This is a genomic window from Nocardioides sp. dk884, from assembly GCF_009557055.1.
In the GTDB taxonomy this organism is placed as follows: Bacteria; Actinomycetota; Actinomycetes; order Propionibacteriales; family Nocardioidaceae; genus Nocardioides.
The window spans coordinates 1223632-1240896 of sequence record NZ_CP045649.1; the positions used below are offsets into that span (position 1 = coordinate 1223632).

General features: G+C 72.5%; 17 protein-coding genes. 12 read left to right on the top strand and 5 right to left on the bottom strand.

What is annotated here, in order from left to right; translation table 11 throughout:
* Positions 1–9: 9 nt before the first annotated feature.
* On the bottom strand, positions 10–393 hold the full coding sequence (locus GFH29_RS05980) for a globin (RefSeq protein ID WP_153322493.1): 384 nt from the start codon (positions 391–393) through the stop codon (positions 10–12).
* An 89-nt stretch (positions 394–482) separates the two neighbouring features.
* Here GFH29_RS05980 and GFH29_RS05985 point away from each other — a divergent pair, with 89 nt between their 5' ends.
* Positions 483–908 carry an OsmC family peroxiredoxin gene (locus GFH29_RS05985; RefSeq protein ID WP_153322494.1) on the top strand — a complete coding sequence of 142 codons (426 nt, stop codon included), beginning with the start codon at positions 483–485 and terminating at the stop codon, positions 906–908.
* Between the two features lie 85 nt (positions 909–993).
* On the opposite strand, the gene GFH29_RS05990 is transcribed toward GFH29_RS05985, so the two are convergent.
* Positions 994–2091, bottom strand: a complete 1098-nt coding sequence (locus tag GFH29_RS05990; protein ID WP_153322495.1) for a mechanosensitive ion channel family protein — start codon at positions 2089–2091, stop codon at positions 994–996.
* A gap of 134 nt (positions 2092–2225) precedes the next feature.
* Here GFH29_RS05990 and GFH29_RS05995 point away from each other — a divergent pair, with 134 nt between their 5' ends.
* Together GFH29_RS05995 and GFH29_RS06000 are read left to right on the top strand one after the other, a co-directional pair.
* On the top strand, positions 2226–2594 hold the full coding sequence (locus tag GFH29_RS05995; protein WP_153322496.1) for a hypothetical protein: 369 nt from the start codon (positions 2226–2228) through the stop codon (positions 2592–2594).
* Entirely contained in the window at positions 2572–2967 is a 396-nt protein-coding gene (locus GFH29_RS06000) for a DUF5130 family protein (RefSeq protein WP_228387790.1), read from the top strand. The genes GFH29_RS05995 and GFH29_RS06000 overlap by 23 nt, the downstream gene beginning before the upstream one ends.
* Positions 2968–3209: 242 nt before the next feature.
* On the opposite strand, the gene pepN is transcribed toward GFH29_RS06000, so the two are convergent.
* Positions 3210–5771 (bottom strand): aminopeptidase N, encoded by a 2562-nt coding sequence (gene pepN / locus GFH29_RS06005; RefSeq protein WP_153322497.1) that lies wholly within the window; start codon positions 5769–5771, stop codon positions 3210–3212.
* 157 nt (positions 5772–5928) lie between these two features.
* Between pepN and GFH29_RS06010 the strand changes: the two genes are divergently transcribed.
* From GFH29_RS06010 to GFH29_RS06020, 3 genes are all read left to right on the top strand, one after another.
* Positions 5929–7584, top strand: a complete 1656-nt coding sequence (locus GFH29_RS06010) for a CHAP domain-containing protein (RefSeq protein ID WP_153322498.1) — start codon at positions 5929–5931, stop codon at positions 7582–7584.
* Positions 7585–7649: 65 nt separating this feature from the next.
* Entirely contained in the window at positions 7650–8252 is a 603-nt protein-coding gene (locus GFH29_RS06015; RefSeq protein WP_153322499.1) for a DsbA family protein, read from the top strand.
* Positions 8253–8313: 61 nt separating this feature from the next.
* A complete protein-coding gene (locus tag GFH29_RS06020; protein WP_153322500.1) occupies positions 8314–9504 on the top strand; it encodes an N-acetylmuramoyl-L-alanine amidase in 1191 nt (396 codons plus the stop codon).
* A 75-nt stretch (positions 9505–9579) separates the two neighbouring features.
* Here the strand turns inward: GFH29_RS06020 and GFH29_RS06025 are convergent, their stop codons facing one another.
* Positions 9580–10254 carry a GOLPH3/VPS74 family protein gene (locus tag GFH29_RS06025; RefSeq protein ID WP_153322501.1) on the bottom strand — a complete coding sequence of 225 codons (675 nt, stop codon included), beginning with the start codon at positions 10252–10254 and terminating at the stop codon, positions 9580–9582.
* A gap of 60 nt (positions 10255–10314) precedes the next feature.
* On the opposite strand from GFH29_RS06025, the gene metG reads away from it, so the two are divergent.
* The 6 genes from metG to GFH29_RS06055 all read left to right on the top strand — a co-directional run bounded on the left by metG (position 10315) and on the right by GFH29_RS06055 (position 16043).
* Complete coding sequence (gene metG, locus GFH29_RS06030; protein ID WP_153322502.1) at positions 10315–12111, top strand: methionine--tRNA ligase; 1797 nt, start codon at positions 10315–10317, stop codon at positions 12109–12111.
* A 138-nt stretch (positions 12112–12249) separates the two neighbouring features.
* A complete protein-coding gene (locus GFH29_RS06035; RefSeq protein WP_228387791.1) occupies positions 12250–12783 on the top strand; it encodes a SigE family RNA polymerase sigma factor in 534 nt (177 codons plus the stop codon).
* The gene (locus GFH29_RS06040; protein ID WP_153322504.1) at positions 12776–14026 is read left to right on the top strand and encodes a hypothetical protein; all 1251 of its coding nucleotides are present in this window, start codon (positions 12776–12778) and stop codon (positions 14024–14026) included. Before GFH29_RS06035 ends, GFH29_RS06040 begins: the two co-directional genes overlap by 8 nt.
* A 26-nt stretch (positions 14027–14052) precedes the next feature.
* Positions 14053–14622, top strand: coding sequence for a hypothetical protein (locus GFH29_RS06045; RefSeq protein WP_194289015.1), 570 nt, complete (start codon positions 14053–14055; stop codon positions 14620–14622).
* Positions 14623–14631: 9 nt separating this feature from the next.
* The gene (locus tag GFH29_RS06050) at positions 14632–15522 is read left to right on the top strand and encodes an alpha/beta hydrolase (RefSeq protein WP_153322505.1); all 891 of its coding nucleotides are present in this window, start codon (positions 14632–14634) and stop codon (positions 15520–15522) included.
* 17 nt (positions 15523–15539) lie between these two features.
* Positions 15540–16043 (top strand): ribose-5-phosphate isomerase, encoded by a 504-nt coding sequence (locus GFH29_RS06055; RefSeq protein WP_153322506.1) that lies wholly within the window; start codon positions 15540–15542, stop codon positions 16041–16043.
* Between the two features lie 30 nt (positions 16044–16073).
* Here GFH29_RS06055 and GFH29_RS06060 read toward each other — a convergent pair whose 3' ends face one another.
* Entirely contained in the window at positions 16074–17213 is a 1140-nt protein-coding gene (locus tag GFH29_RS06060; protein ID WP_153322507.1) for a hypothetical protein, read from the bottom strand.
* Positions 17214–17265 lie beyond the last annotated feature (52 nt).

Sequence of the window (17265 nt, forward strand, 5' to 3'; positions counted from 1 at the left end):
CGGGGCGGCTCACTCGACGGTGTTGACCATGAACTGCGCCGCGTGGGTGACGTAGTCCCAGAACTGCGCGTCCTGCTCGGGCGTCAGGTCGGCCTCGTCGAGCGCGGCGCGGAAGTGCTGGAGCCAGTGGTCCCGGGAGACGGGGTCGACGCGGAACGGCGCGTGGCGCATCCGCAGCCGCGGGTGACCGCGCCGCTCGGAGTAGGTCGAGGGCCCGCCCCAGTACTGCACGAGGAAGTCGCGGAACCGGACCTCGGCGGGCCCGAGGTCCTCCTCGGGGTACATCGGCCGCAGCACCTCGTCCCCGGCAACGCCCTCGTAGAACTTCGCCACGATCTTGGTGATCGTGTCGTAGCCGCCGATGTCGTCGTAGAAGGTGCTCACCCGGTCCATTCTGCCGCCGCCGGGTCGGCGGGTCGCCATCGGCGTGCAAGACTCGCCAACCCAAGACCCGTACGCGATCCACGAGGAGTGATCCGCACATGGCTACCACCCGTCAGGCGACGACCAACTGGGAAGGCACCCTCTTCGAGGGTTCCGGCAAGGTCACGCTGGAGTCCTCCGGCATCGGCACCTACGACGTGTCCTGGCCCTCGCGGGCCGAGGCCGCGAACGGCAAGACCAGCCCCGAGGAGCTCATCGCAGCCGCGCACTCCTCCTGCTTCTCGATGGCCTTCTCCAACGGCCTGGCCAAGAACGACACCCCGGCCACCTCGCTGAAGACCACCGCCGAGGTCGAGCTCACCCCCGGCACCGGCATCACCGGCATCAAGCTGACCGTCGTCGGCCAGGTCGAGGGCATCGACGAGGCGAAGTTCGTCGAGCTCGCCCAGGCCGCCAAGGAGGGCTGCCCGGTCAGCCAGGCGCTCGCCGGCACCACGATCACCCTGGACGCCTCGCTCGCCTGAGCGCGCTCCCGCAGCACCCGCACCGCACAGACGCAGGGCCCCGGACCGTCACGGTCCGGGGCCCTGCGTGCGTCCTCGGGGTCGCTCAGCGACGGTGCTGCCCGCCGGTGCCGACGCCGCCGTGGTCGTGGGCTTCGTGGTCGTGGGCGTCGCCGTGCTCGCCACCGTCGTGCGGGTCGGCGAGGTCCGCGCTGCCCCGGGCGGTCTTCTCCTCGCGGTGCCAGACCACTCGCTGGGCGAAGGGGATCTCGATGCCCTCGTGGTCGAAGCGGGACTTGATCCGCTGACGCATCGCGCGGGCGACCGCCCACTGCTCCAGCGGCGAGGTCTTGATCAGCACGCGCAGCGTCACCGCGTCGGCGGTCAGCGCCTCGACGCCGGTGACCTCCGGCTCCTCGATGATCACCATCCGGAAGTCGTCGTCCTGCCACAGGTCGTGGGCGATCTCGCGCAGCACGTCCTGGACCCGCACCAGGTCCTCGCCGTACCCCACGCTGACGTCGACGACGGCGCGCGACCAGTTCTGGCTCATGTTGCCCACGCGCATGATCTCGCCGTTGGGGACGTACCAGACGGTGCCGTCGAGGTCGCGCAGGCGGGTGATGCGCAGGCTGACCGCCTCGACGGTGCCGCTGGCCGCCCCGACGTCGACGACGTCGCCCACGCCGTACTGGTCCTCGACGATCATGAAGACGCCGGAGAGGAAGTCCCGGACGAGCGACTGGGCGCCGAAGCCGAGGGCGAGACCGAGGATTCCCGCGCTGGCGATGATGGGGGCGATGTTCACGCCGAGCTCGCTGAGGATCATCGTGCCGAAGACGGCCACGATGATGCCGGTGATGATCGACTTGAACAGGTCCCCGATGGTCTTCGCGCGCTGCACGCGCCGCGTGGAGGCGATCAGGTCGCTGGCGCTGGGCTGGGGGACCGGCCCGCGTCGCAGCGCCCGCCCGACCTGGTGCGGGATGACGCCGTCCTCGGCGCCCGCGACGAGGCGGTTGACCACCTTGTGCAGCATCCAGCGGATGATCACCGCCAGCACGATCAGGGCGGTGATCGCCAGGGGCTTGCCGATGATCAGGTCGGAGATGTTGGCCGCGGTGTCGTTGTCGGTCCAGTCCAGCACGGCGTTGCACACCGTCTGGTCCTCGGCACAGGGATCGGTCGTCTGGAGGAGGGCCATGGGCCTAAGTTTCCAGACCTCGGCGTGCATTTCGAGTCCTCGCGCGCGGGTCGGGCAGTCAGGGAGCGTGACCGTGTGAGCGATCCGACGGAGGGCATGGCGAGTCGCGGAGAGCGAGCCGATATCCTCGACCCGTGACCACCCAGACCACGCCCTCCCGTCGTTCGAGCCTCGTCCGCCGGAGCTCCATCGTGCTGTTGACCTCCACGGCGCTCCTCGCGATCGCCGGCCCGGCGAGCGCCGACGTGCCGGAGGGCTGGTCCGACCCCGACGCCGTCGACACCTGGACCGCCCTGCTGCTCTTCGCGCTGATCCCGATCGGCATGGCGCTGGTGATCACGCTGCTGGTCTACCTGCCGGCGATCATCCGCGGCGAGCGGCTGACCCCGGGCGCCCCGCACATCGAGAACCAGTGGATCGGTGGCCCGCGCCAGGGCACCGCCGAGCTCGCCGCGCCCGACGGCGAGGGCTCGGAAGCCGGTGGAGCCAGTGCCCGCTGGTGAGTCCGTCTTCACCCGGGGCGAGCTGCTCGCCCTCGAGGCGGCGATCCGCCAGGCGGAGCTCGACTCGCGCGTCGAGTTCTCCGTCTTCGTCGGCAACGCCGAGGGCGATCCCCGGGCGTTCGCGACGAGCCTGCACAACACGCTGGTCGCGCCCGCGCGCAGCATCCTGATCATGGTCGACCCCCAGCGCCGTGCGCTGGAGGTCGTCACCGGCGGCTGGGTGCGCCGCAACCTCAGCGACGCCCAGGTCGAGCTGGCGGCGCTGGCCATGCAGCGGGCGTTCGCCGAAGGCGAGCTGCTCGACGGCCTGCGGGCGGGGATCAGCCTCCTCGCCGAGCACGCCCGCACCCCGCGCACGCTGCACGCGCGCTGACTCGTCCCCCGCCGGCGTTCTGAGCCCGGGGTGGCTCGGGTGGGTGTTTTTCCGCGCAATTGCGCGGAAAAGCACCGTCCGCGGCGGTTTCGAGGTGCCAAACCCAGCAATTGCGCAGTTACGCGCGCAACCTCCAGCGACGGCGGCGGCGGCGTACGACGCAGACCGGCCACTGACGCCACAGGGCGGCGACCACCGAGGTGGTCGCCGCCCTGTCGTCGTTCAACGGGCCGTGCGCGGGGTCAGCGGCGGCTGTCCCGCTCCTGGGCCGCGAGGGCGCGGGCCGCGTCGGCACGACCCTCCCGGGCGTAGCGCACGGCGCCGGCGGGGGCCGAGGTGCTCTCCACCCACGCGTCCACCCGCGCGAGCAGCTCGGGGGAGGCGAGCGGCTTGGGGAAGCCGTACTCGAGCATCACCGAGGCCTTGTGGAAGCCGAGGGTGTCGATGACGGTCTCGGCGGCCTCGAGGTACTTCTCCAGGTACGGCGCGGTGACGTCGTCCTGGCCGTGGCGGAAGATCGACAGCACCATCTCGCGCGAGGTCTCGTTGGGCGTCGCGGGGTCGAGGATGGCGCTCCAGCCGGCGGCCTTGGCCTCGGCGGTGGGCTGGGCGACCCGGGCGGCGGCGGCCTTCTCCTTGCCGGAGATGGTGTGGTCGCGGCCCAGCTCGGCCTGGATCTCGGACTCGCCGAAGCGGCCGGCGGCCGTCAGCGCGGTGATCAGCCACCAGCGCAGGTCCTGGTCGACCGCGAGCCCCTCGATCGTGGTGCTGCCGTCGAGCAGGGCGACCAGCTCGTCGAGGGCGGCGTCGCTGTGCGCGGCGTTCGCCCAGGCCCGCACGAAGGTGAGCTGGTGGTCGCTGCCCGGCTCGGCGGTGCGGGCGAGCTCGCGCAGGCCCGACTCCCACTCCGCACGCAGCGCGTCGCGGTGCTCCGGGGCGCTGTAGGAGCTGACCGCCAGCGCGGCGTACGTCGGGATCCGGGTGACGCCCCACGAGTCCGTCTCGGTGGCGATGTTGGCCAGCACCAGGCGCACGAAGTCCGTGGCCGCCATCTCGGCGTCGCGGGTCATGTCCCAGGCCGAGCCCCAGACCAGCGCGCGGGCCAGGGAGTCGTCGAGGCGGGACAGTCCGCCGTCGACGACGGTGGCCAGGGAGCGCTCGTCGAGGCGGATCTTGGCGTAGGCGTGGTCCTCGTCGTTGAGCAGCAGCAGGTCGGGCTGGCGCACGCCGGCGAGCTGCTCGACCACGGTGGTCGCGCCCTCGACGTCGATCTCGAGGTAGTCGCGGCGCACCAGGCGGCCGTCCACGTCGTCGTACAGGCCGATGCCGAGGCGGTGACGGCGCAGGGTCGGCCAGTCGGGGTGCGCGGTCTGTGCGACCGAGAACGAGGTGTAGGTGCCGTCCTCGGCGACCTCGAAGACCGGGGAGAGGGTGTTGACGCCGGCGGTCTGCAGCCACTCCTGGGCCCAGCCGGACAGCTCACGGCCCGAGGAGCGCTCGAGGGCGGCCAGCAGGTCGTCGAAGGTGGCGTTGCCGAACTCATGGTCGCGGAAGTACTGGCGCAGCCCGGCCAGGAACGGCTCCAGCCCGACCCAGGCCACCAGCTGCTTGAGCACCGAGGCGCCCTTGGCGTAGGTGATCATGTCGAAGTTGACCTCGACCGCGTGCAGGTCGACGTTGTCGGCCGCGATCGGGTGGGTGCTGGGCAGCTGGTCGGCGCGGTAGCCGGTCTGCTTGCGCGCGTTGGCGAAGCCGGTCCAGGCGTCGGTGAAGTCGGTGGCCTCGGCCTCGCAGAAGTAGCAGGCCCACTCCGCGAACGACTCGTTGAGCCAGAGGTCGTCCCACCACTTCATGGTCACCAGGTCGCCGAACCACATGTGCGCCATCTCGTGGGTGATCACCGAGCAGCGGAACTCATAGAACGAGCGCGGCTGGCGGCTGCGGGGGAGGTACTCATCGCGCAGCGTCACGCAGCCGGCGTTCTCCATCGCGCCCATGTTGTACTCCGGCACGTAGAGCTGGTCGTACTTGCCGAAGGGGTAGGGGTAGTCGAACTGCTCCTCGAAGAACGCGAAGCTCTGCTTGGTGATCTTGACCAGCTCGTCGGTGTCCATGTGCTCGACCAGCGACTGGCGGCAGTAGTGGCCCAGCGGGATCTGGCCGAAGCGGCCCTCGTAGACGTCGAACTCCGCGTGGTACTCACCGGCCACGATCGCGGTGATGTAGGTCGACATCGGCTTGGTCTCGGGGAAGCGCCACACCGCGGTGTCCTCGCCGAGAGCCTCGGGCTCCGGGGTGGGGGCGTTGGAGACGACCACCCAGTGCGCGGGGGCGGTGACGTTGAAGGTGAAGACCGACTTGAGGTCGGGCTGCTCGAAGGTGGTGAAGACCCGGCGCGCGTCGGGGACCTCGAACTGGCTGTAGAGGTAGACCCGGTCGTCGACGGGGTCCACGAAGCGGTGCAGGCCCTCGCCGGTGTGGGAGTAGGTGCAGCGGGCGCGCACGACCAGCTCGTTGTCGGCGGCCAGGTCGCTCAGCGCGATCCGGCTGTCGGCGTACGCCGTGGCCGGGTCGAGCTCGCGCCCGTTCAGGGTGATCGACTCGACGGTGGCGTCGACCAGGTCGGCGAAGGTCTCGGCACCGGGCTCGGCGCAGGTGAACCGGATCGTGGTGGTCGAGCCGAAGGTGCCGTCGTAGCGGTCGACGGTGCCCATGGTGAGGTCCAGGTCGACGGTGTACGACGCGATGTCCAGGAGGGCGGCGCGGGTGGCGGCCTCGTCCCTGGTGAGGTTGGTTCCAGGCATGAGGTCGATCCTGCCACCGAGCCCGCGACCTGGTGAACCGGCCGGTAGCCAGAGCTCCTGCGCCAGTGCCGACACGCCCGACCGCGCGGGTAAAATTACACGCAAGTAATTCGGCCCTCGGCGTGTCACGCTTGACAACTTTCACTACAGTCGTCCTGTGCATCAGCAGTCACAGCGGCCTCGCGCCCGGCGTCTCCTCGCCTCGACCGGGTGCTGGCTCCTGCTCGTCACGGGCCTGCTCGTGGTCCCGTCGAGCACGGCCGGCGCGGCCTCGACCTACCTGTGCACCGGGTACGCCGCGTGCCAGAAGGCGGGCTACAAGCACCACGGGTACGCCGGCAACAACAACACGATGTACTGGCGGATGTACGCCGGGCACAACTGCACCAACTACGTGGCCTACCGGCTGGTGAAGGCCGGCATGCCCAACGTGCGCCCCTGGTCGGGCAGCGGCAACGCCAGCAACTGGGGCGCCGCGATGTCCTCGATCACCGACGCCACGCCGCGGGTCGGGGCGGTGGCCTGGTGGCGCGCGAACGTCCCCGGCGCGGGATCCAGCGGCCACGTCGCCTACGTCGAGCAGGTCGTGAGCCCCACCGAGATCGTGGTCTCCGAGGACAGCTGGGGCGGTGACTTCCACTGGCGCCGCATCACCAAGACCGGCACCGGCTGGCCGAGCGGCTTCATCCACTTCATCGACAGCGAGATCGTCAACGTCGAGCCCCCCAAGATCACCGACCCGCCGGCCGTGGGCTCCACGGTGAGCGCGACCGCAGGGCGGTGGCAGCCCGCCGCCAACCTGCGCTACCAGTGGCTCGCGGACGGCAAGGCGGTGAGCGGCGCGACCGCCGCCTCCTTCGCCCCGCCGCCCGCGCTGCGCGGCGCGCGCCTCGCCCTGCAGGTCACCGCGCAGAAGGCGGGCTACACCGCCGCCTCCGTGGTGGCCGCCGCACCGGCGCCGGTCGCGCCCGGCACCCTGGCCCCCGCCACGGCGCCCGTCGTCACCGGCGAGCCGTACGTCGGGGAGGTGCTGCGCGCCGGCAGTGCGGGCTGGCAGCCGGCCGCGGAGTCCCTGGTCTATCGCTGGCTGGTCGACGGCGAGCTGATCCCGCGCCAGACCGGGCCCGAGCTCGAGCTGACCCCCGCGCATGTCGGTCGCAGCATCACCGCGCGGGTCACCGCGCGTGCCGCCGGCTACCTGGCCGCCCAGCAGTTCTCCGCCCCGACCGCGCCGGTGCTGGCCGGCACGATCGAGGTGACCTCGCCGTACCGCATCACCGGCCAGGTGGGCGAGACCGTGCAGGTCGGCCGCCGCCTCACGGTGGTGCCCGGCACGGTGGTGCCCGCCGACGCGCAGGTCTCCTACACCTGGCTGCGCGACGGCGCGCCGATCCCGGGCGCGACCGGGTCGACGTACGACGTGGTCGCCGCCGACCTCGGTCGTGCGATCAGCGTCCAGGTCGACCACACCCGGGCCCGCTACAGCCCGCTGACCGCGATCGTGCCAACCGGGCCGCGGGTGACCGCGCCGACCGAGATGCGGCTCAAGGCCGTCGGCAAGCCGCTGCGTGCGGTGGTGCGGGTCAAGCTGCTCGCGCCCGGGACGACCCCGGCCGGGTCGGTCACGATGACGGTGCAGGGGCGCACCCAGGAGGTCGCGCTGACCGGCGGCACGGCACGGGTCGTGCTGACCGGTCTCAAGGCCGGGCAGCGTCGCGTGGTCGTGCGCTACGGGGGAGTGGACCCGGTGCTGGGCGCCCAGGGAGCGGTGAAGGTGCTCGTGCCGAAGCGTCCCCAGCGCCCCAAGCGCTGACACCTGCCGGTCCGCCGCGGGCGTGCCGCGGAATCAGGTCGCCCGGCACCGTGTTGGATCGGGTCATGACGACCAACGCCGATTTCTGGTTCGACCCCGCCTGCCCGTTCGCCTGGGTGACCTCCCGCTGGATCCTCGAGGTCGAGAAGGTCCGCGACATCTCCGTGACCTGGCACATCATGAGCCTGGCCTACCTCAACCAGGACAAGGACATCCCGGAGGAGTACCGCGAGTTCCTCAAGACCGCGTGGCAGCCGGTGCGCGTCTGCATGGCCGCGGAGCAGAAGCACGGCAAGGAGGTCCTGGCGCCGCTCTACACCGCGCTGGGCACCCGCCGCCACAACGAGGGCGCCGAGCTCACCCGCGAGACGATCCAGGCCGCGCTCGAGGAGGCCGGGCTCCCGACCGACCTGGCCGACGCGATGGACGACTCCTCCTACGACGAGGAGATCCGCCGCTCCCACCACCTCGGCATGGACCAGGTCGGCGACGACGTCGGCACGCCCACGATCGCCATCGAGGGCACCGCGTTCTTCGGCCCCGTGCTGACCTCGATCCCGCGCGGCGAGGAGGCCGGGAAGGTGTGGGACGGCGCGGTCGCGCTCGCGTCCTACCCCTACTTCTTCGAGCTGAAGCGCTCGCGCACCGCCCCGCTCGACTTCAGCTGAGCGGCGGTCGCCGCAGTCGCCGGGCTCGACCCCGCTGGCGTCCTCACGCATCATGGAACCCATGCGTCACTCGGGACACAGCTCCGGACCAGCCATGCGCGGGCGCGCGTGGCTGGTCGCCGTCGTCGCCCTGACGGGGCTGCTCGCCCCGCCGGGGGCGGCGGCGAGCCCGGCCACCGAGCGGCTCGCGCTGGGTGCTCCCGACGCCTCGGGCGTCCGCACCGCCGAGGTCGCGCTCGGGGAGCGGCTGGTCGTGCCGGTCGCCGGGGGCGCCCGCACCCGGCACCTCGACACCGCGGCGTACTCGATGGTCGGGGTGACGTGGCGCGGTGAGGTCGAGCCCGCGGTGCGGGTCCGCAGCCGCAGCGCCGGGTCATGGACCGGATGGCGCCCGCTCGAGACGCTCGAGGACGGACCCGGCGAGGGCGGTGGCGGGGAGACCAGCAGCGCACGCGGCACCCACCCGCTGTGGGTCGACGACTCCGACGGGGTGCAGGTCGAGGTGGCCGGCGCCTCCGGCACCCCGCGCGCCCTGACGCTGGTGCTCATCGACCCGGGGTCGCGGGCCGCGGACGCCGCGACCACACCCTCGGTGCCGCCGGCCCGCGCGGCCGTGCCGGGGCTCGCGCGCGCCGCGAAGCCGTCCCGGGCGCCGCGCCCCGCGCTGCGCACCCGCTCGGACTGGGGTGCCAACGAGCGCTGGCGCGACGGTCGGCCCAGCTACAACCGCCAGCTCAAGCAGGTGCACATCCACCACACGGTGAACGCCAACAACTACTCACGTCGCGACGTGCCCGGGCTGCTGCGCGGCATGTACCGGTACCACACCAAGAGCCTCGGCTGGTCCGACATCGGCTACAACTTCCTGGTCGACCGGTTCGGGCGGATCTGGGTGGGGCGCGCGGGCGGCCCGGCGAACCGGGTCCGGGGCGCGCACACGCTGGGCTTCAACCACACCTCGGTGGGCATCGCGGTCATCGGCAACCACGAGACCGCGCACCCGACACGGCGCACGATGAACGCCCTGGTCGCGCTGAGCGCCTGGAAGCTGGACAAGGCCGGCAGCGGCGCGACCGGCAGGGTCTGGGGCCGCTCGGAGGGCAGCGACCGCTACCCCGCCCGCGCCCGGGTGCGTCTGCCGATCATCGACGGCCACCGCGACACCAACGACACCGCCTGCCCGGGCCAGCTGCTCTACAACCGCCTCGGCAACCTCCGCGGCCGCGCCCAGAACCGCATCGACCGCTTCTGACCCTTCGCCGAGCCGGCGCGAATGGCGCGCCGAGCCGGCCCGAATGGCGCGCCGAGTCGGCGCCAATGGCGAGCATCAGCTCCCGGTGATGACTCCCGCGGTGACGACCGTCATCGTGACCGCCGTCGTGGCGGCCGTGATCGCGTCGCGGACCGCCTTGGCCGCCCACGCGCCCTCGGCGACCTGCTTGGCCCGCTTGCGGACCTGGCTCGCCGGCAGCCCGGCACGGTCGACGACCTTGTGGGCGCGGTCGACGGCAGAGAGCAGCGCGACGATCGCGCCGGTGCGGGGGTCCGGCTCGCGGCCCTGGACGAGGACCGCCTCGAGCGCACGACGTACGTCGGCCTCGTGACGGGAGTCCGCCGCCGGCCAGGTTGTGGTCGGGAACAGCCCCAGCACGCGTCCCTCGCGGCGCTCGAGGATGCCGCGCTCGACCAGCCGCACCGAGAGCCGCTCCTGCAGGCCCTTGCCCAGGCGCCCGACGAGGTCCTGCGCGGAGCGCTCCTTCGTCGCGATCTCGGTCAGGGCCTCGCGCAGCACCGGATCCTCGACCGGGGCCCCGCCGACGATCGTCCGCACGCGCGAGGTGCCCCATGCCGAACGCGGTCCCGGCTCCACGGCCCCGGCGAGCGCCAGCTCGAGCAGCACGGCGCCGCCCAGCAGCGGTCGCAGGTCGAGGCCCGTGGGCCCGCGCCCCGTCTCGTCGTCGAGGAGCAGCAGGAGGAGATCCTCTGCGATCAGCGTCACCATGGGCCCGACCGTAGCGCTCCCGACGCGAGTGATTCGCCGCACTCCTCCTAGGATTCGCCCATGAGCACTGTGCTGTCTGCCGTCGCCTGGCCCTACGCCAACGGGCCCCGCCACATCGGTCACGTCGCCGGTTTCGGCGTGCCCTCCGACGTCTTCAGCCGCTACATGCGCATGGCGGGCCACGACGTGCTGATGGTCTCCGGCACCGACGAGCACGGCACCCCGATCCTGGTCGCCGCCGACAAGGCCGGGGTCACTCCGGTCCAGCTGACCAACGAGAACAACCGGGTCATCGTCGAGGACCTGGTCGGCCTGGGGCTGTCCTACGACCTGTTCACCCGCACCACCACCGGCAACCACTACGCCGTGGTGCAGGAGATGTTCACGACCGTCTACCGCAACGGCTACATGGTCGAGCAGACCACCCAGTCGGCGATCAGCCCCTCGACCGGGCGCACGCTGCCGGACCGCTACATCGAGGGCACCTGCCCGATCTGCAAGTACCCCGAGGCCCGCGGCGACCAGTGCGACAACTGCGGCAACCAGCTCGACCCGACCGACCTGATCGACCCGCGCTCGAAGATCAACGGCGAGACGCCGGAGTTCGTCGAGACCCAGCACTTCTTCCTCGACCTGCCGGCGCTCGCCGACGCGCTCGGGGAGTGGCTGGCCGGGCGCGAGGCGTCCGGCACCTGGCGGCCCAACGTCATCCGCTTCTCCGTCAACATCCTCAAGGAGATCCGTCCGCGCGCCATGACGCGCGACATCGACTGGGGCATCCCGATCCCGCTGGAGGGCTGGCGCGAGCAGCCGACCAAGCGGCTCTACGTCTGGTTCGACGCGGTGATCGGCTACCTGTCCGCCTCGATCGAGTGGGCGCGGCGCAGCGGCGACCCCGACGCCTGGCGTCGCTGGTGGAACGACCCCGAGGCCCTGTCGTACTACTTCATGGGCAAGGACAACATCACCTTCCACTCCCAGATCTGGCCCGCCGAGCTGCTGGCCTACGCCGGCCAGGGCGAGCGCGGCGGCGAGCCCGGCGAGTACGGCGTGCTCAACCTGCCCACCGAGGTCGTCTCCTCGGAGTACCTCACGATGGGCGACCAGCAGTTCTCCTCCAGCCGCGGCCACGTGCTCTACGTCCGTGACTTCCTCGCCGAGTTCGGCCCCGACGCGCTGCGCTACTTCATCTGCGCCGCGGGCCCGGAGACCTCCGACGCGGCGTTCACCTGGAACGACTTCGTCACCCGCAACAACTCCGAGCTGGTGGCCGGCTGGGGCAACCTTGTCAACCGCACCGCGGCGATGATCGCCAAGAACTTCGGCGAGATCCCGGCCGCGGGCCCGTTGGAGCCGGTCGACGAGGAGGTCCTCGCGGCGGTGCGCACCGGCTTCGACACCGTCGGCGAGCTGCTGCGCCACCACAAGCTGCGCGCGGGCATCGCCGAGGCGATGCGGGTGGTCGGCGAGGTGAACAAGTACCTCACCGTCACCGAGCCCTACAAGATGAAGGACCCGAGCCAGGCCGAGCGCCTCGCCACGGTCCTGCACGTCGCGGCCCAGTGCGTGCTCGACTGCAACACGATCCTCGCGCCGTTCCTCCCGCACGCCGCCAACCGGGTGCACGCGGTCTTCGGCGGCGAGGGGGAGCTGATGCCGATGCCGCGCGTCGACGAGGTCAGCGACCTCGACCCCGGCGTGGGCCCGAACGACGAGACCTACCCGGTCATCACCGGCGACTACTCGGCCACGCCGACCTGGGAGTCCCACCCGGTCGCCGTGGGCGCGAAGGTCGCCAAGCCGACGCCGGTCTTCACCAAGCTCGACCTCGACGAGGTGCTCGCCGACCGGTCCTGACGCCGAGGCCGGTCGGCCCGAGCCCACGCACGCCCCGCAGCCGTCACGGCTGCGGGGCGTCGTGTCGTCCCGGGGCGGTCCAGACCGCTGAGGCGGCTGCAACACTGCGGCCTCGCGGCGCGTAGAGGGGGCATGACGGTGGAGCAGCGGGACCGTGCCGACGTGGCCCCCGGCCCGGACGGGTTCGCGGCGTTCGTGAGCGCACGCGGCCCGGCGCTGCAGCGCTTCGCCTTCCTGCTGACCGGGTCCGCACACGACGCCGCGGACCTCGTGCAGGAGGTGTTGGCCAACGCCTGGCCGAAGTGGTCGCGGCTCGCGCAGAGCGACACGGCCGAGGCCTACCTGCGTCGCAGCATCGTCAACGCCTCGGTGAGCCGGTGGCGCAAGGACCGGCGCCTGGTGTCCGTGGGGGAGACGGAGCACGTGCTGCGAGCCGGCCAGCACCAGCGCGACCACGCCGAGGGGGTCACCGACGCCGACCACGCCTGGCGCCTCTGCGCCGCCCTGCCGCCCCAGCAGCGGGCCGCGGTGGTGCTGCGTTTCTACGAGGACCTCTCGTTCCGCCAGGTCGCCGAGGTGCTCGGCTGCCCCGAGAGCACCGCCCGCTCCCACGTCCACCGCGCGGTCGCCGCGCTCCGTCTGCGCCTCGAGGAAGGGGTCGACCATGAGTGACTCCAGCGAGCAGGACCGTCGTGCTGAGCAGGCCTTCCGCGAGGCGTTCACTCGTGCGGCCGCGACCGTGCCTCCGGCCCCGCTTCAGGTACGCCGCGCACCGCGGCGCCGCTGGGTGCCGGCGATGATCGCTGCGGCCGCGGTGCTGCTGATCGCCTCGACCGCGGTCGTTGCCCTTCGCGGCGGACCCGGCGACGTCGGACCGGCGACGGTGCGACCAGGCCAGAGCAATGCCGAGGACCCAGCCCGTGAGGGCCCAGCCACCGTCGGCACCGACCCGGCCGTGGTGCCGTCGCCGGGCCCTGTCCCGGACGGCTGGCGGAGCGTGACCTTCCGCGACGTCTCGGTGGCGGTGCCCGGCGAGTGGGGCGACGGTGTCGCGCCCGACGAGTCCTGGTGCGCGGAGAGCGGTGGGCCCACCGGGAACGGGGCCTACGTCGCCGTCGACAGCACCCTGCTGGCGTCGGCCCTCATCCTCTGCGGGTCCAGCGCGCCGCCCGCGCCGGAGGGGTTCGGGCCGGACCCGGAGGCCGGGTGGCGCCCGCACCTGCGCTTCGCCGACCTCGCCCGCACCGGGACCGAGGCGCTCCAGGACGGGGTCACGACGTACGAGGGCTGGACGCTGCGGGTGCGCACCCTCGGGACCGTGCAGGTGGCACTGCTGACCGACGCGGCCACCGAGCCGGTGGCGGAGCAGGTGATGGCCAGCCTGACGCGCACGGAGCGCAGCGCGGAGGGCTGCGACACGCGCTCGCCCGTGCAGGCGAGCGGGCAGGTCAGCCCGGAGTCCGACGGCATCGCGGACCTGCGCCCCGAGCAGGTGGACCGGGTCGCGCTGTGCCAGTACCTCCGCGGCGCCGACGGTCCCGGTCTGATGGGCGCCCAGGTGGTGTCCGGGGAGGAGGCGGCCGGCCTCGTGCGGGCGATCCAGGACAGCCCGACCGGTGTCGGGCCGGACTCGCCCGGGACCTGCGCCTGGGGAGTCGAGGACGGCGGCGACACCGCGGTGGTGCTGCGACCGTTCGGCAGCGCGGAGGACGCCGGACTGGACACAGGGCTGGGCGACATCCACTTCTACTTCGACGGCTGCGCGGGCAACGGCTTCGACGACGGCAGCGTGCGCCGACAGCTCACCCAGGACACGTGCGCCCGGATCTTCGGCGACCCGGGCACGACCGACCGGGTGTTCTGGACCTCGCTGTCGGCCAAGACCGCGCGGCTCTGTGTCCCGCCGAGCAGGTAGCCGCACGTCTGGCTAGGCTGCGCGCCATGCCCGCTCAGATGCACGTGCCCCTCTTCTACGTCCACCAGAAGTTCGCGATGACGACCAACGTCTATCGTCTCGTCGCGGCGAACCCCGACGGCTCGGAGGGTCAGCTGATGGGGCTGGCCCAGCAGAAGCGGATGGCGTTCAAGGAGCAGGTGACCTTCTACTCGGACGAGTCGAAGAGCCGGCCGGTGTTCAGCTTCCAGGCCCGCAAGAAGATCGACCTCAACGCCGGCTACGACGTCCGCGACGAGGCCGGCAACGCGATCGGCTTCTTCAAGAAGGAGTTCGGCGCCAGCCTGCTGCGCTCGACGTTCACCCTCGAGGGGCCCGGCTACGCCGGCACCGGCCAGGAGCGCAGCCAGGCGATCGCGCTGATCCGCCGCTTCGCCGACATCCCGTTCCTGCCGATCCACTTCGACTTCGTCGACCCCGCCGGCCAGCCGCTGATGAGCGTCGAGCGGCAGGGCTCCATCCGCGACCGCTACACCGTGCACGTGCCGAACCCCGAGGTCGACTTCCGGGTCGCCGCGGCCGTCGCGGTCGGTCTCGACGCGCTGATGCAGCGCTGAGGCGCCGCGATGCTGTTCCCCGAGTCGGTGCGCGCGGTCGCGGCCGCGGCGGGAGACCTGCCCGTCACCACCCCCGGCTACGACATCGAGGCGGCTCGGGCCGCCGCCCGTGGGGCCGCGCTCGCCGAGCCACGCGAGGACATCGCCGAGGTGCGCGACCTCCACGCCGACGGCGTGCCCTGCCGCCTGTACGTCCCCGAGGGCGCCGACGCCGGGCTGGTGCTCCACCTGCACGGCGGCGGCTTCGTCTTCCACGACGTCGAGGTCCACGACGCCGCCGCCCGGCGGTTGGCCAACCGCAGCGGCCTGCGGGTGCTGAGCGTCGACTACCGCCGGCCTCCCGAGCACCGCTTCCCGGCCGCGCCCGACGACGTGGACACGGTGCTGGCCTGGCTCGCGCGCGAGGACGGCGGAGCGGGGCTCGCCGCGGGCGGCGCGACGTACGCCCACGGCGACAGTGCGGGCGCCAACCTCGCCCTGGTCGCCGCCCTGCGCAACCCCGGCCGCCTCGCCGCGCTGGCGCTGGTCTACCCCTTCCTCGACCCGACCCAGGCGGGGGAGTCCTACCGCAGCGCCGCCGACGGGTTCGACCCGGCGGAGGCGGCCTGGTACTGGCAGCAGTACGCCGCCGGCCCGGGCGACCTCGAGGACCCCGACCTCGCCCCGCTGCGCTCGGACCGGCTCGGCACGCTGCCGCCGACCCTGGTGGTGACCGCGGAGCACGACCCCGTGCGCGACGAGGGCGAGGAGCTCGCCCGCCGACTCGCGGCCGAGGGCGTGGAGGTGGTCGCGACGCGCTACCTGGGCCAGGTGCACGGGTTCTGGCGCCACACCGATGTGTTCCCCGCCGCAGAGCCGTTGACCGTGCAGGTGGCCGGGTTCCTGCGCCTGCACGGGTGACTGGAAGAATCGGCACCATGCGCGTGCACCTCGGCTCCGACCATGCCGGCCTCGACCTCAAGGACCACCTGATGAACTGGCTGGTCGACAACGGCTTCGAGCCTGTCGACCACGGCCCCTTCGTCTACGACGCCCTCGACGACTACCCCGTCTTCTGCCTGCGCGCCGCCGAGGCGGTCGCCGCGGAGCGGGCCGAGGGCCTCGACAGCCTCGGCGTCGTGATCGGCGGCTCGGGCAACGGCGAGCAGATGGCGGCCAACAAGGTCCTCGGCATCCGCGCCGCGCTGGTGTGGTCGCAGGAGACCGCGGTGCTCGCCCGCGAGCACAACGACGCCAACGTGGTGTCGGTCGGCGGCCGCATGCACACCCTGGAGGAGATGACCTCCTTCGTCGGCGCGTTCCTCGCGACGCCGTTCACCGGCGACGAGCGCCACGTGCGCCGCATCGGCCAGCTGAGCTCCTACGAGCAGACCCGCGAGCTCCCGCCGCTGCCGGAGTCCGCGATCAACCCGCAGGCCTGATCCCGCGGGGCACGAACGCCCCGACGACCCTCAGCGACGCAGCAGCCGGCGTAGCCCCTGGAGCCCCTGGCCCGAGGCCGCCGGCTGCTGGGTTCGCGGCGGCGTGGGCTGCGGCTGCGGCTGGGCGGCCGTCTCGGCGGCGCGCTCGGCGACGATGTCGGACAGCGCCCGCGCGGCCACCTGGAGCAGCTGCTCGTCGCTCGGTGCCGCGGCGTCGGTGAAGTCGCCGTCGCGCGGGCGCAGGTCCTCCAGGTCACCGTGCACCTGCACGCCGCTGCCGCGCAGGAACTCGATGTCGCCCGCGGCCACCTCCTCGCACCACTGGCGCCACTGCGCCGGCATCTTCAGCGCGTCGCCGTCCTGGGAGCCGAGGTGCTTCACGCCCAGCCACGCGAGCCGCACGTGCCACCCGTTGCGCCGCCCGTGGCCGCGGCGGGTGCGCAGCTCCGGGGGAGCGACCTCGTTGACAAGGCGCAGCAAGTCGGTCTGGGTGCGCCCGATCGAGGCGTTCACCGGGTCCGCGGGCTCGGTCAGCTCGTCGGCCGGGACACCCACGACCTCGCAGAAGCGCTCCAGCAGGGTCGGCGTGGAGGTCCGGCTCGCCGGCATGGGTACGACGTGGACCCGCTCGGGCGGCACGTGGGCCGACCAGCGCTCGAGCAGCTCGGGCAGGTCGCGCCCGGCCCAGAAGACCCGCGCCGGCGCGCCCTGACGCGCGCGCAGGGAGTCGATGAAGGCGTCGAGGTCCTCGGTGATGCCGGCCTTGACCCGCTGCTGCCACGCCGAGGGCACGATCCGTGAGAACGAGCGCAGCGTGACCACCAGGTGCAGCCGCGAGGGGCCCGCGGCGTCGGCGAGGCGCTGGACCTGCTCGACGCTCAGCGGCGCGAGCCGCTCGTCGGTCACGATCGCCCGCGGCAGCGTCGAGCCCGCCAGTTCGCGGGCGAAGTCGTCGACGGCTCGTGCGATCGCGGGCGGGTCGTTGTCGGGGTCGACGTGCCCGCGCAGCGCGAGCATCAGCCAGTAGTTGTCACGGCGGCTGCGCGGGACCATGTCGACGCCGTGGCGCGCGAGCGCCTCGGTGGACCCGAAGAGCGTCTCCTGCAGGTAGGTCGTGCCGGTCTTGGGCAGTCCCACGTGGACGAAGAGATCCCGCACCGGTTCGACCATGCGGCGGATTCTAGTGTTGGCGAGGCATCCGTTCGTGGTTGCCCCGTCGAAG

Coding starts and splice junctions, on each gene's coding strand:
- GFH29_RS05980 (WP_153322493.1), bottom strand. CDS start 393: ATGGACCGGGTGAGCACCTTCTACGACGACATCGGCGGCTACGACACG.
- GFH29_RS05985 (WP_153322494.1), top strand. CDS start 483: ATGGCTACCACCCGTCAGGCGACGACCAACTGGGAAGGCACCCTCTTC.
- GFH29_RS05990 (WP_153322495.1), bottom strand. CDS start 2,091: ATGGCCCTCCTCCAGACGACCGATCCCTGTGCCGAGGACCAGACGGTG.
- pepN (WP_153322497.1), bottom strand. CDS start 5,771: ATGCCTGGAACCAACCTCACCAGGGACGAGGCCGCCACCCGCGCCGCC.
- GFH29_RS06015 (WP_153322499.1), top strand. CDS start 7,650: ATGACGACCAACGCCGATTTCTGGTTCGACCCCGCCTGCCCGTTCGCC.
- GFH29_RS06020 (WP_153322500.1), top strand. CDS start 8,314: ATGCGTCACTCGGGACACAGCTCCGGACCAGCCATGCGCGGGCGCGCG.
- GFH29_RS06025 (WP_153322501.1), bottom strand. CDS start 10,254: ATGGTGACGCTGATCGCAGAGGATCTCCTCCTGCTGCTCCTCGACGAC.
- metG (WP_153322502.1), top strand. CDS start 10,315: ATGAGCACTGTGCTGTCTGCCGTCGCCTGGCCCTACGCCAACGGGCCC.
- GFH29_RS06040 (WP_153322504.1), top strand. CDS start 12,776: ATGAGTGACTCCAGCGAGCAGGACCGTCGTGCTGAGCAGGCCTTCCGC.
- GFH29_RS06045 (WP_194289015.1), top strand. CDS start 14,053: ATGCCCGCTCAGATGCACGTGCCCCTCTTCTACGTCCACCAGAAGTTC.
- GFH29_RS06050 (WP_153322505.1), top strand. CDS start 14,632: ATGCTGTTCCCCGAGTCGGTGCGCGCGGTCGCGGCCGCGGCGGGAGAC.
- GFH29_RS06055 (WP_153322506.1), top strand. CDS start 15,540: ATGCGCGTGCACCTCGGCTCCGACCATGCCGGCCTCGACCTCAAGGAC.
- GFH29_RS06060 (WP_153322507.1), bottom strand. CDS start 17,213: ATGGTCGAACCGGTGCGGGATCTCTTCGTCCACGTGGGACTGCCCAAG.